Here is a 12,028-nt window from a genome sequence, read left to right on the forward strand (position 1 = left end):
GCTCCTAACGACCATTGAGCTGAGATGTGGCCGGACGGGGAAAGGAGGGGCTGGTAGATTTATCTCGGCATCGCTCAAAATTGCGATATACGAAAAGTGGGCGATGCGGATTTGACCCCATACCAGGAGCGAATACTTGAGTGATCAAAACGAAGCCGTAACGGCTGATCTGGTCGGGCTGACTGCAGACATTGTCTCTGCCTATGTCAGCCAAAACCCCCTGCCCGTCGCTGGGTTGCCGGACCTCATCGCGTCGATACATTCGTCGCTTACAGGCCTTGGTCAGCCGAATGTGCCCGAGCCGTCTCAGCATGAACCCGCCGTCAATCCGAAAAGGTCGGTGACGCCAGATCACATCATCTGCCTTGAAGACGGGAAGAAATTCAAATCGCTGAAACGCCATCTCGCGGTACACTACGGACTCACTCCAAACGAATACCGCGAAAAGTGGGGATTGAAGCCAGACTACCCGATGGTTGCGCCGAACTACGCGGCCCAAAGATCTACGCTAGCAAAGGCGGCGGGGCTTGGACGCAAACCGCAACCTACCCCGACCCGAAAGGCGCCTGCAAAACGAAAGCCAAGGGCTTCGTAAAGGCGGCGGGTCAAACCTCGGGCGCGCCGCGATGGGCATTAGCCTATCGAGAACGTGGGCCATGGCACCCAATTTCGAGCGATCTTCGGCGACGTTGCGAGCTATGCAGAGCGTCCCCGATAGCAGAAGAGTGCTTCCTCGATAGTGGGTCGCGCGACGTAGCGGTCTGAACGACTGGAACGCCGAGATAAGGGCTTCGATCAAAGTCGCAACACTGCGGATCGAGACCCGCCAATTTCCTTCATCAGCGCGCGCAATTCGGCTGGAGGCTCAAGGCAGAAAGTTCGAAAGCTTCCAACAACCCCAGTCGATTCGGATTCGCTTTCCTACCCTAAAACGGCAGAAGTTTTGCTATGGAATATGCATTTAAGTCAATAGCTTAGACCGATATCGGGTATCCGCCACCTTCAAGCAGATTGGAATCCGGCGCCGCTTGCGTCCGCAAGCCATGTAGCTGGCGCCTATTGAGCTAAATTTGATATCTAGAGCAGATTGCCCTGCCTTTCTGGTATATCCACGGCGTAGTGCTCCATCCCGGCTTCTCACATCAGAATCGAGTCCATGTACGTAGACGCACAAACACGACGGAAAGTCCTCGTCCTAAAAGATGTGGCGGTTGAACACTTCAAGCATGAAAACTGGCTGGAGCTTGGCACTCTCACGGGCTGCTACGACTTGATCAGCTCGCACTCCCGGCTCCTGCGCAGCCTCAGCTTCGGGGACGACGACTACGCTGGCTGTGCCTTGGAGGTGTTGATGCGCATTGTTGAACGTGAGGAAGCCAACTTTTCCGAAGTTGACAATTATATCGGCGGCAAATTTGGGGGCGGAGGCCAAACGATCTCGAGCGCCGCCAACACCGGGCCTCGCATCTATTTTCAGCCATCTGCCTTCACTTTGCCGGCCGAATTACCAGACCCCTATCTGGTTTCGGTGATGATGCCGTTCTCCGCCGGCTTGAATGGCGTATATAGTGCGATTCAGCAAGCCTGCAGCCAAAGCGGCATGAGCTGTGAACGGGCCGACAATATCTGGAAGGAGTCGGCCGTCATCCAGGACATTTTCGGTCTCATCTACCGATCGTTCGTTGTCGTTTGCGATTTCACCGGCAAAAATCCCAACGTCTTTTATGAAGCTGGGATTGCTCACACGCTGGGTAAGCAGGTCATTCCGATCACCCAGTCTGCCGACGATATCCCTTTCGACCTACGTCACCATCGGTTTCTTCCTTATCTCAACAATGGTGAAGGGCTAGCGGCTCTCACAAATGCTCTCGCAAGCAGGCTCAGAACGTTGCATGCCAACCGTGATTCAGCCACTTCGGCGGCCGCGAATGTGGGCGTTTTTGGCTGACGACCAGGCGCTGCCCGATAGTCCCGCAGACTGTTCAGCAAGCTCGGCGCCGCTCATGGCATCGTGACAGAGTACACCGCCGATCGAAAAGCTATAAATCGATCAAATACTTAACTCGCATAATATCCATTATGTTAGATCACCGTGTCCCGGAGAGTCGGGGATGAGACTTCCCATGCCGTCAGCTAATCCCTGTTTGTCGCTCATCGTAGCCCGCAAGAGTTCGATGCCAGCCTTGCTGGGGACGCTATAACCTGCCGGTAGCCCTACTTGATGGATAGACCCCGCATCGTGCTCAAAAATCAAGGTTCTCCGCTCGGCCCGGAAATGTCCGCCAAGATGGTGTGCCGTCCCCCAATTGGCAATCAATTCAAGCTTCGCAGGTTGGAAGAAGGCAGGCAATTCGGCGAGGCGGTCGATCTGTTCCTCAATCCTCTCGAGCAGCACGGAAACTTGCTTGAGAAGCGTGGCCATGCCTTTGTTGCTGGTGTCGCCAAACCCAAATGCCAACCGCATGAAGCTGCCACGGGCGTCCTTCCTGGCATTGTAGCCGAAATAATGCAGCTTCTCGAATGCCGACATTGCACTGACCGGGTCAACGGCAAGGCTCTCGAACTGAGCGGCGATGTCCTCCAGATCGCGACGCGGAGCGTTGGTAGACGAGAAGAAAGTCGACTGACCCAATCGGGCGGGGTACTGTCTTATAGATTGGTGTCTGCGGTTTCCGCGGCGCCGCACCTTCCCGGCGCCAGCGCTTCCGCTCTGTTAATGTGGCTTGCTGCCAGTCTTCCATCTCCCTTTCATAACGGGCTTCATCCCGCGCTTCGGCTTCGAAGTCGCGCACCCGCTCTTCTATGTGGAGGATACCTCCGCTGCGCTCGGTCGCTGCCCGTAGGCCGCCCCATAGCCTCTGCATGCCGCTCCGCAGGGCTTGCCGGGTATCGCTATACTGCTGGAAGGCGGAATCCCGCTTCAGGTCTGCCAGATAGCGAACGAACCCAGGCAAGGCCTGTTTGAGTTTCGCTACTCTATGGAGAAGGGATGCACGATCTCTCGCCTGGGAATAATCCCGGTGCAACGCCTCAAAGTCTACACCATAGATCTTGGCCCCGCACCTATGGCCACATAGGAAGCGGCTGCCATCGTCAACGCGGATGACAAATCCCGCGAGATGATTGGGGTACTTGCAATGTGCACACCGGATCATTGACCGCTTTGAGCCTCGAAAATCGTATCCGAACTCCACGAAAGGCCGGCTATCGACGGGGGGAACACTTTGGATCAGCCCCTCCAGGCCTTCCGGGTCGTCGGTGGTGAACCTGATCCGGAGGAGTTCCTCGTCAGAAAGCCGACCCCAGCGGCCTGCCGGCTCGATAGGTTTGTTGAGTTGTGTCGCGGCACTCAATTCGATGCACCTCGCGAAAACTGATTCTCGCGACATCTGTACCATATAATGTGTCGTCAAGCGAATCGGTTGCCACATGTGGTGGGTGATGGGTACATTCACAGAAAGTGACCCATTTAGGTGTATCCGTAACGCAATGCGGCCTGTAGTTGCACAGCACAAAGACTGCCGCCGTCCCTTGGCCGAGGCCGTTCGATCACCTACAGCGTTATGGTCGGCAAGCCCCCCGGAGGCATTTCTAACCTCTTGAGGTTGGCGCCTTCCGAGCAACACTTGTTATTTCTACGGAGGAGTTGAAATGACTACCGTTACTCTCGAAGAGACCCTCATCCCGGCCAATGCCAAGGCGCATTTTCCGCCGGATATGAGCGTCGCATCTAGCCCGGCAACGGCCGCGCCGCGCAAAACGCGCGGCCGGCTCAAGCGATCTGCGCGCTCTGAGCTTGCCGCAATCCGCTACCTCACTGCCGCTCGTGGAGAAGAGCTTTGCCGCCGAGCGGCTGATGGAGTTGGAGGTTGGGGCCGCCACCGGCGCCGCCTATAGCGAGAAGAACCCGTTGCGCACGGCCCAGCGCAACGGCTATCGCGAGCGCGACTGGGAGACGCGGGCCGGCACCGTCGAGCTGCGCATCCCCAAGCTCAGGAAGGGCTCCTACTTCCCCGGTTTCCTTGAACCGCGCCGCATGGCCGAGAAGGCGCTGACCGCCGTCATCCAGGAGGCCTACGTCCAGGGTATCTCGACCCGCTCGGTCGATGACCTAGTCAAGGCCATGGGCATGAGCGGCATCTCCAAAAGCCAGGTCTCGCGGCTCTGCGAAGAGATCGACGGCAAGGTCAAAGCGTTCCTTGAAAGACCCATCGAGGGCGACTGGCCATATCTGTGGATCGACGCCACCTACCTGAAGGTGCGCCGCGGCGGCCGCATCGTCTCGGTCGCCGTCATCATCGCTGTCGGCGTCAATGCGGACGGCCGACGCGAGGTGCTGGGCATGGAGGTCGGCACGTCTGAGGCCGAGCCGATCTGGACGGAGTTCCTGCGCAAGCTGACCCGCCGTGGCCTGCGCGGCGTCAAGCTCGTCGTCTCCGATGCCCATGAAGGCATCAAGGCGGCCGTCACCAAGGTGCTGTGCGCGACATGGCAGAGGTGCCGCGTCCACTTCATGAGGAACGTGCTGGCCCATGCCGGCAAGAGCGGGCGCCGCGTCGTCTCCGCTTTCATCGCCACCGCCTTCGCCCAGGAAACGCCCGGGGCCGCAAGCACGCAATGGCCCGCCGTCGCCGACCAGATCCGGCCGAAGGTGCCGAAGCTGGCGACAATCATGGACGACGCCGAGCCCGACGTGCTTGCCTACATGACCTTCCCCAAGGAGCACCGCGCCAAGCTGCACTCGACCAACCCGATCGAGCGCCTCAACGGCGAGATCAAGCGGCGCACCGAGGTCGTCGGCATCTTCCCAAATGATGGCGCCATCGTCCGCCTGGTTGGCGCTATCCTGCTCGAACAGAACGACGAATGGGCCGTGCAGCGCGCCAGATACATGACGCTGGAAACCATCAGCCAAATGAGCGATGATCCTCTGATCAGCCTGCCAGCCGTGGCACGCTGATCAGCCCGGCCCCATGCCGGAGAGCGCGGCGACCAAGCCGTCAGCTACACCACGCAGCGGGACACGATCCCCTCGTTCAAGCATGACTTTGATCCCCCTGACCATTCTATCAGGGGTTTCTCGTTGCCTGGCAAGCAACTTAGTCGCAATCGAGAGTTCTGTATGAGTAGCGCTTGACTTCATCGAGCGTCGCCTCATCCGGTCGACGGTCGCCCGAAGGTATGGTTTCCGGTTTTGGTGTCGGTGGCTCCGCCCCAGCCCGCCTTTGCAGCATGGCTTAGAAGCGCAGCAATGCTGTGAGAACGAGAGATGGCGCGGACCATTAAGACGATAGAGCGGCGTTGAACTTTACGCGCACAATCACTGATAAAGGACATTGTCACATTGAGTCATGCTAAATCAGGTGACGGCAAGTGTTGACAGGTGACGGCAAGTCACCTACCTTATCAGTTGACGGCAACTGATGGAGCGCTTCATGCGTCCGATAAAATGTAAGCGGATTATCGATGGCAAAACCTACAACACCGAAACGGCAACCCAGATCGGCGGTTGGACCTCCAATGAGGAGTGGTGGAGCTATGGCGATTACCTTTACCAGACCCGCCATGGTGCATTCTTCCGCTACAATTTCATGGATGGTCAGAACGAAGATGATCACGACACGATCACACCGCTGACTCCGGACGAGGCCCGTCAGTGGCTCGAAAAGAATATGAGCTGGGACCCCGAGCTCATAGAGAAACTGTTCGGTGAAATGCCTGAAGCCGGCTCGGGCGAGGTGAAATTCACTTTGCGAATGCCGGAGAGTTTGAGGACGCGGTTAGCGGCAAAAGCTGAGGCAAACAAACAGTCCCTCAATGCCTGGATGGTGCGCTGCCTCGAAGGCTGCGCCGGCGATGGAGACAAGCCGTGAGCAAGATTGAGATTTCTGCCTCGCGTGCCAGCCTCAAGGTCAGGCTGACGGCCGAAGGTGCGGTCGCCATAATCATTGCCATCGCGGCAGTCGCGATAGGCGCGTATTGCGCTTATCGGCTTATCTCATAAGCTTCATCACACATCCGAGGGTCGCTCCCAATGAGCCACACCGCTTTTTCACAACACTTCGATCGTGAGCTTGACTCCAACCGCGCCACATTCAAAACAAGATGCTCTTGCCCGTCCTGACTAAGCACCTCAACGGAAGGGTCGAACGGAGCCGAGAATAAATCCAGCCAGTTGCGCCGCTCGGCTCCATCAGCCCTTAGAAGTAGCCGCACCGGTTATCCTCGCGGTTGTAGGGAGCTAATGCAGTCTCCGTAGTATGTGATGACGTCATTCCCAGGCGCGGCTATTGAAACAGAGGTGGGCATTCGAAGGGAAAACGTCAGCTCCTGTGCCCCTATTTCGGCAACCATCAAACTTGATCCGACGCTTAACGAAACGGGCGGGGTTTGTCCGACTTGCAGAGTATTGTCGTTAGCTCCCATCCCGCCACGGAACGTTAGCAGCATCGGAGGCAGGTGCTCAAACTTGCAGGAGACCACAGTCGGTTCTCCCGCCGCAAGCGCAACCATCGGAAAGGGCAGGCACAAAGCCACAGCCAGTCCAATTAGTCTCGCTGTCATCGTCGCCATTCCTAGCATAAGGTTTCGCACGCCTGCCCGTCGCCATCCCGGTCGAGCTTGCCGCCCCACGGACAATTACTGAGATACCATTGAGCCTCGTCGCACGAGCTGATTTGCGAGCATTTCCGCCGCGGCTGGCATGAGTAGCTTTGCGCTACCTGTTGACGGCTGATGGTGCCGAGCGGTTGGCTCACCGCCGGTTGGGCATTGTCTCCATGCCCGGCCCGCCATTCCCACGGCGCTTGGAACTTTCCGACCCACAGCCCGACCTTCGCCGCTTCCGCCTTCCCCTGCTGCGCTGCATAGGCACCATGGCTGTAGCGGGGCCAGTCGATCGCTTGGCCGTGCTCGACCATCCAAGCGCCCACGCTGGCGCCATCGGCACGCTGGCAGTCGCCGACAAAGCGGTGATAGCGATCCCAGGTCACGAATGTGCATTGCACTGGCTTCGACGCGGCCAGGAAGGTGTCAAGCGCCTGTGCCGATCGCCGGCCGCAGGGATAGTCGGCCCCGCTCGCATTTTTACAAAGCTGCTGGCTCTCCGGCGCGTCGATGCCGTTGAAGCGGATGCGCTGTCCGTGGATTTCGATCGTGTCGCCGTCGATGACGGATGCCACGCCGGCAATCGTCGCCAAGCCCGCGGTGGTCCAGTTCGGCAGATGGAACTCAGGTATGCGGTCGCTGTGTTGCATGGCCGTTTGCGCAGCCAGAGCGCCAGCCGCGGCCACCGTCACCAAGATCAGGCGCCTTTGCACCACGCCAAGTGGCCTCCGGCGAGGCGATCGCATTCTACGCAGCATTGCTAGTTCGCCTCATGTCCGGTGCGGCCGCCCGGTTTCGCTTCGGCGGCACGTTCACCGCAAGCCCGGCCTAGGCTGTCAACCCCATTGCGCAGATCGCATGGATGATTGCCAGAGTCCCCGCCGCCACCTTGGCGCGCACCTTGGCCTGGCGGTGTCAGCGGGATTCCGCGAAAGGCCTGGATGACTCCAGCTGTTCGCTGGCCGTCGCCCTCGATATGCGTGTTCTGACTGTTCGGGTTGAACGGGTCGACTGTCTGGGCGAGGCTATTGGCGCGATTGGCGTCGCCGGCAGAGAGCGTCACGCTGTCGTAGTGATTGAGATAATCCGCTGCGCAGCCGCTCAATGCTAGAACGATGCCAAGGCAGATCGCCAGGTTCCACTGCATGGCCCCTAGACCGGCGCCGGGTTTATGCCGGCGGCTCTCAGTTGCGCACCAAGCTTCGCTCGAGTCCCACACGCGGCCTTGTCGCCGGCGACGCACTTGTTATTCGCGTCTGACCAGTCCAGCAGCGCCGTATTGATCCAGCTGCCAGGTGCGCGCTGGATCCCATAGGGTGTCGGTGGCGCGCCACCAGCAACGGCTGGAGCTGCCGTGGCACTCTGGCCATGCGGGGCACGCTTCCACCCGCTTAGGATGAGGCAGTTCTTCATATACTGGTCTTCGGCAGCCAAGTTGCCGAGGGCATTGCCGATTCCGGCCCCCGCAACAAAGCCCGGGGACCCGATAGCAATATAGCCTTGGTCAACCGACCCCTTATGCATTTCGCATTGAGCGTGGGCGACGTCGAAACTAGGCCCGTAGCCTATTTGCATGTAGTCAGCTTGATTGCTTGTTTGGCAGCCGCCCAGCGCTGCCGTGGCACCAAGTGCCACAAATGCTTTTATTCTCATCCCCCAGCCCTCCCAAGGCCGAGTTAGCATCTCCTAAAGTTGAATTTGGTGCAAGAGTGATGAACAAATCTGGTAAATTCTGCCAAATTCCACCTGCTGGCAGTTCGTAGACTTCCCTATTCCGACGGATATACCCCGTTATTTTATCCATCATTCCGTAGGAATGAAGATGCGAAACAGCGAATTGGCGCAACGGCTATGCAAGGGCTGGACCCCATGGGCAAAGGGTCCAGGCGACCACGATATTGAGAAAATATGATGGGCGGCCCGCGTGCTGCATTTTCCGAAGCTGAACTTTTCGACTTGGTTCGAGGGCTCGGAAGTCGTCGGCACCTGGCATTGGGGATTCGTCAGGAGCGGCATGCTTCCCCCTCTGACCCGATCGTGCATCTCTTACGGGATGTAGAGCTACGGATTCCGGCTGACGTCCGCGACATGCGCCCGCAGAGCAGAGTGAACCTCTAACATGGAAGGTGGAGGTTTTTGTCCTCCTTGGGCGATCAACGCTGGAATTTCGGCGGGGGGCGCTCGACCAAGGATGCCGAGACCGAGATTACGCCTTTTGAAGGCGTGCAGAATTGACAGAAAGGGCAGTTTCAGGTCATGCGGCCGGCAGCATTCGCCATAGCGCCGATTTGATCCGCAGCTGCAAAGCTCGGCCTCCTTAAACTGAGTTAGCCGATAATAGGGATCAGATTGGCCCAGTTCATCAGGCATCGCATACTGGCGTCCCGGCCACCGATCAAACACCACCAAATGAAGGTGACGAAGCGCCCATACGCTATAAAGGTCGAGCAACGTGCACAAATCACCACCTGGCGACCAAGCCTTGTCGAGCATGGGGTGATAAGCGCAGACCGAGCCGTCAGGGAAATTGGTATGTCGCGGGCCGATCCATTCGACCTGCCCATCTTGCTCCCAGAACGCCCATCCACGCGGCTCGACCGCTGGTGTTTCTGGTAAGGCAATAAGGAATATGGCTTCTCGCGCTAAACCATCTATGACTTGGCTGCGAGCGAGAAGCCATACTCCATGGTCATCGGGGAGGAGAGTTGCTCCGGGGTATGCCCGTTGCACATTCTCTAGCTGCCCGGCGTAGTTGCCGGCGAGGCCGACGATCCGTGATCCGGCACGGGGCGCCCGTGATCGATCGGACGACCTTTGCCGTCTGGTGGACCCTTGCCGTGATCGGGCTGCGGGTCCTCCCGCTCCTTGCTGTTGCTCATTACTTTTCTCCTGGACAGTCGGTGATGTGGGCTGTGGGCCGAGAATTACGATTCCCCGGTCCCTTACCCCCACGGGCTGGCGCGCGTCCAAACCGTCGCCAATCCGCTGCAACTCAGCCCGCGCATCGTTGGTCAACAACACTTCCATTTTGCTTGCCGATGTGCGAGTCTGTGTCACCAGCACAGGATGCATTCTGGAGCGGAGTGTGTCAAGGTGTGCTGATCGCACAATGGTGAACATGAACGAATTCGAAGAAAAGCTCGTCGGGGCGGTCCGCGAGAAGCGGGAACGCGAAGGTCTTAGTATAAGGGCATTATCGGGGATTGTGGGGATCAGCTTCTCCACGCTGGCCCGCATCGAGCGGGGCGACGGATCGCCCGACAACAATTCCAAAATTAGGCTGCTCGAGTGGCTCGGCCCTGATGCCGATGAACACGAGCTTGGCTTTGATCGGGTGGCATTCGTCCACTTCCGCGCTGGCAAAAACGCGTCCTCCGGGACTGTGCAAACCCTACTGCACGCAGCCGTGTGTCTTCGTCAGCACTACACTAAGGGTGATATATCAGAACCGAGCAGCGCGCCGATAGATGCTGAAGTTATCGCCATGTCTAAGGAGGAGCTAGAGCAGACGGCCGAAGATTTCCGAAAAGAGTTAGGGTTGAAGAAAAGCGATCCGCTGGATCCATTTTATTTGGTTGTTGATTCTGTTACGGTAGAACGATTGCGGGAATCCACCTGTATTTCCGGAAAGGCAAAAAACACGCTTGTTGGACCGTCGCGCGGCGAGTGGTCCGCTATGAGCGTTCCCTTGAATTCCGATCAGGATAGCTGGGTTGTCTTTTTAAACGACTACCATACCGTTGAGAGACAAAGAGTGACGCTACTTGAGGAGTATTGGCATATTCTTGCCGGGCACAAGCTAACCAAGATAGCTAAGATTGCTGGCTGCTTCGGTCGAACATATGATAGCGCTGAAGAGCACGACGCTTATTTCTTGGCATCGGCAACTTTGCTTCCACGAGACGCGATCAAGCGTATGGTCTCGGATGGCAAAAGTGCCCCCGAGATCGCATCCTTCTTCGGGACCTCACCGGAACTTGTTGAATATCGAATAAAGCGGCTCGGCTTATGGCGCGATCATATTGGAAAGAAAGTGAGTCTCGCCAAACCCTAACGATGCCACCCGTCGACCGCCAGCGGCGCGTGGTTCAACAAGGTTCCGATTCGCAGTTACGCTTAGGCAGTGCAAAGCCGGTCGGGAAATGTCGACCCTACTACAAACTTCAAAATAGCGCCTTCTAGCTCCCCTGACCTTTCGATGCCGTCAAAGAAGGAGACCGGCGAGCGCGTCATCCCCCTCGGCAACGAGCCATTTCTGCCGGAATGGCTGCTTGTCCGCCTCCAAAGCGAATCTCACCGCCTCCTCCACCCTCTCATGTGCATCATCTGCAATCGCCCAGAGTGTCGGGTTGAGAGCGTGTCTTTGCCTAGCATCCTCCAACAAGAGATCGACCATGCGCGGCAAGTCGGCAATAGTGGCGGCTCTGATAATAGCAGGCATATCGTTCCCACGTCGCAATGCGGATTACGCCAATCCTGTTGGCGGCGCCACGGCACCGAGCACCAAGAGACTCAAAGCTGCCTTAGCTGCTCTCGCAAATGAACTCCCGCTCGGCTGTGGAACTATCGGCCCGTATCAGGAAGAATCGCTCCTCGGCGATGACATGTTCGCCGTCGGGCAAATGAAGCACAAATTCTCGCTCTCACACCTGGGGCGCGACGCGATCCACAAGGATTCCGGTTTCCTCGCGCAGTTCGCGGATTGCGGCCTGTTCGAACGTCTCCCCCATGCTGCAAGCCTCCACCGGGCGTCGCCCAGTAGCTCTGCCCCGCGAGCGCGCCTTTAGATTGTGCTTACTCGAGAGAGACTTGCCCTCCGCGACCGAAGGCGGCATCTTCGCTGACCATGGGAGACGGTGCAGCCAAAAAGCCGAAGGTATATGGATCGGGAATGACGCCGTTCGGCGTCTTTCTTTTCGCCCAAACGTATCGGGCGAACGCTGATGCTCTTGCCTTGGTCTCCCCCCAAATTCGGCCGAGCATTTCCGATCATCCTCGCAGATTCCTCTACTTTCAAGCGTTAGAGCACTACCTGCGAAGCTTCCTCCTTCTCCAAGGAAAAACACCGGCTGACATCCGGGGCTATCAGCATCATTTCTTGGACATGCTGGACGAAGGAAGACACCTCGGGTTGGAGATGCCGAGCGAGGTAGAAGACTTCATCCGCTCGCGCACGGTCGCGAACGAATACACGCAGATCCGATACGACTACAAGCTTGACAAGGACGGGCCGCGTAGGACTGCGCGAACCATGGAGCGATTGCGGCTGGTGGTTTGGGAGATAGAGAAAGCCGTCGGTCTGGCTATCCGGAAGACGGGCATCGAGGCTGTGTATGGTGAACGACCATCGGCAAGTCCACTAAACGGATCGTTTGCCAAAGCATGAGGAGACCATTTCGGCTTCGGCACTGGCAACTCCCGC

At 57.9% G+C, this 12,028-nt stretch carries 13 protein-coding genes; 7 read left to right on the forward strand and 6 right to left on the reverse strand.

The features are described from left to right. The first annotated feature begins 136 nt into the window (after positions 1-136). Positions 137-595 (forward strand): Ros/MucR family transcriptional regulator, encoded by a 459-nt coding sequence (locus NKJ67_RS14900; RefSeq protein ID WP_084025495.1) that lies wholly within the window; start codon positions 137-139, stop codon positions 593-595. A gap of 561 nt (positions 596-1,156) precedes the next feature. Then, positions 1,157-1,948, forward strand: a complete 792-nt coding sequence (locus NKJ67_RS14905; protein ID WP_050589558.1) for a hypothetical protein — start codon at positions 1,157-1,159, stop codon at positions 1,946-1,948. A gap of 129 nt (positions 1,949-2,077) precedes the next feature. On the opposite strand, the gene NKJ67_RS14910 is transcribed toward NKJ67_RS14905, so the two are convergent. Continuing rightward, positions 2,078-2,632: a hypothetical protein gene (locus NKJ67_RS14910; RefSeq protein WP_352581801.1), complete on the reverse strand. Its 555-nt coding sequence runs from the start codon at positions 2,630-2,632 to the stop codon at positions 2,078-2,080. A gap of 1,164 nt (positions 2,633-3,796) precedes the next feature. On the opposite strand from NKJ67_RS14910, the gene NKJ67_RS14915 reads away from it, so the two are divergent. From NKJ67_RS14915 to NKJ67_RS14925, 3 genes are all read left to right on the forward strand, one after another. Continuing rightward, on the forward strand, positions 3,797-4,960 hold the full coding sequence (locus NKJ67_RS14915; protein ID WP_502905221.1) for an IS256 family transposase: 1,164 nt from the start codon (positions 3,797-3,799) through the stop codon (positions 4,958-4,960). A 475-nt stretch (positions 4,961-5,435) separates the two neighbouring features. Further along, positions 5,436-5,873, forward strand: a complete 438-nt coding sequence (locus NKJ67_RS14920) for a toxin-antitoxin system HicB family antitoxin (RefSeq protein ID WP_198032244.1) — start codon at positions 5,436-5,438, stop codon at positions 5,871-5,873. Further along, positions 5,870-6,004, forward strand: coding sequence for a hypothetical protein (locus NKJ67_RS14925; protein ID WP_023760395.1), 135 nt, complete (start codon positions 5,870-5,872; stop codon positions 6,002-6,004). The genes NKJ67_RS14920 and NKJ67_RS14925 overlap by 4 nt, the downstream gene beginning before the upstream one ends. Before the next feature lie 571 nt (positions 6,005-6,575). Here the strand turns inward: NKJ67_RS14925 and NKJ67_RS14930 are convergent. The 3 genes from NKJ67_RS14930 to NKJ67_RS14940 form a co-directional block, all read right to left on the reverse strand. Further along, positions 6,576-7,298 carry a thermonuclease family protein gene (locus NKJ67_RS14930; RefSeq protein ID WP_352581871.1) on the reverse strand — a complete coding sequence of 241 codons (723 nt, stop codon included), beginning with the start codon at positions 7,296-7,298 and terminating at the stop codon, positions 6,576-6,578. 68 nt (positions 7,299-7,366) lie between these two features. Beyond that, positions 7,367-7,753: a hypothetical protein gene (locus tag NKJ67_RS14935; protein ID WP_031260607.1), complete on the reverse strand. Its 387-nt coding sequence runs from the start codon at positions 7,751-7,753 to the stop codon at positions 7,367-7,369. A gap of 1,588 nt (positions 7,754-9,341) precedes the next feature. After that, complete coding sequence (locus NKJ67_RS14940) at positions 9,342-9,485, reverse strand: hypothetical protein (RefSeq protein ID WP_155930622.1); 144 nt, start codon at positions 9,483-9,485, stop codon at positions 9,342-9,344. A gap of 239 nt (positions 9,486-9,724) precedes the next feature. Here NKJ67_RS14940 and NKJ67_RS14945 point away from each other — a divergent pair, with 239 nt between their 5' ends. Then, on the forward strand, positions 9,725-10,660 hold the full coding sequence (locus NKJ67_RS14945; RefSeq protein WP_352581802.1) for an ImmA/IrrE family metallo-endopeptidase: 936 nt from the start codon (positions 9,725-9,727) through the stop codon (positions 10,658-10,660). Positions 10,661-10,810: 150 nt separating this feature from the next. Here NKJ67_RS14945 and NKJ67_RS14950 read toward each other — a convergent pair whose 3' ends face one another. Both NKJ67_RS14950 and NKJ67_RS14955 read right to left on the reverse strand, forming a co-directional pair. After that, a complete protein-coding gene (locus NKJ67_RS14950; protein ID WP_023814011.1) occupies positions 10,811-11,047 on the reverse strand; it encodes a hypothetical protein in 237 nt (78 codons plus the stop codon). 202 nt (positions 11,048-11,249) lie between these two features. Next, a complete protein-coding gene (locus tag NKJ67_RS14955) occupies positions 11,250-11,441 on the reverse strand; it encodes an NUDIX domain-containing protein (protein ID WP_224660785.1) in 192 nt (63 codons plus the stop codon). 56 nt (positions 11,442-11,497) lie between these two features. Between NKJ67_RS14955 and NKJ67_RS14960 the strand changes: the two genes are divergently transcribed. Continuing rightward, positions 11,498-11,992, forward strand: a complete 495-nt coding sequence (locus tag NKJ67_RS14960) for a hypothetical protein (RefSeq protein ID WP_031213832.1) — start codon at positions 11,498-11,500, stop codon at positions 11,990-11,992. Positions 11,993-12,028 lie beyond the last annotated feature (36 nt).

This window comes from Mesorhizobium sp. M0088 (genome assembly GCF_040322895.1).
Lineage (GTDB): Bacteria > Pseudomonadota > Alphaproteobacteria > Rhizobiales > Rhizobiaceae > Mesorhizobium.

Coding starts and splice junctions, on each gene's coding strand:
- NKJ67_RS14905 (WP_050589558.1), top strand. CDS start 1,157: ATGTACGTAGACGCACAAACACGACGGAAAGTCCTCGTCCTAAAAGAT.
- NKJ67_RS14920 (WP_198032244.1), top strand. CDS start 5,436: ATGCGTCCGATAAAATGTAAGCGGATTATCGATGGCAAAACCTACAAC.
- NKJ67_RS14935 (WP_031260607.1), bottom strand. CDS start 7,753: ATGCAGTGGAACCTGGCGATCTGCCTTGGCATCGTTCTAGCATTGAGC.
- NKJ67_RS14940 (WP_155930622.1), bottom strand. CDS start 9,485: ATGAGCAACAGCAAGGAGCGGGAGGACCCGCAGCCCGATCACGGCAAG.
- NKJ67_RS14945 (WP_352581802.1), top strand. CDS start 9,725: ATGAACGAATTCGAAGAAAAGCTCGTCGGGGCGGTCCGCGAGAAGCGG.
- NKJ67_RS14950 (WP_023814011.1), bottom strand. CDS start 11,047: ATGCCTGCTATTATCAGAGCCGCCACTATTGCCGACTTGCCGCGCATG.
- NKJ67_RS14955 (WP_224660785.1), bottom strand. CDS start 11,441: ATGCCGCCTTCGGTCGCGGAGGGCAAGTCTCTCTCGAGTAAGCACAAT.
- NKJ67_RS14960 (WP_031213832.1), top strand. CDS start 11,498: ATGACGCCGTTCGGCGTCTTTCTTTTCGCCCAAACGTATCGGGCGAAC.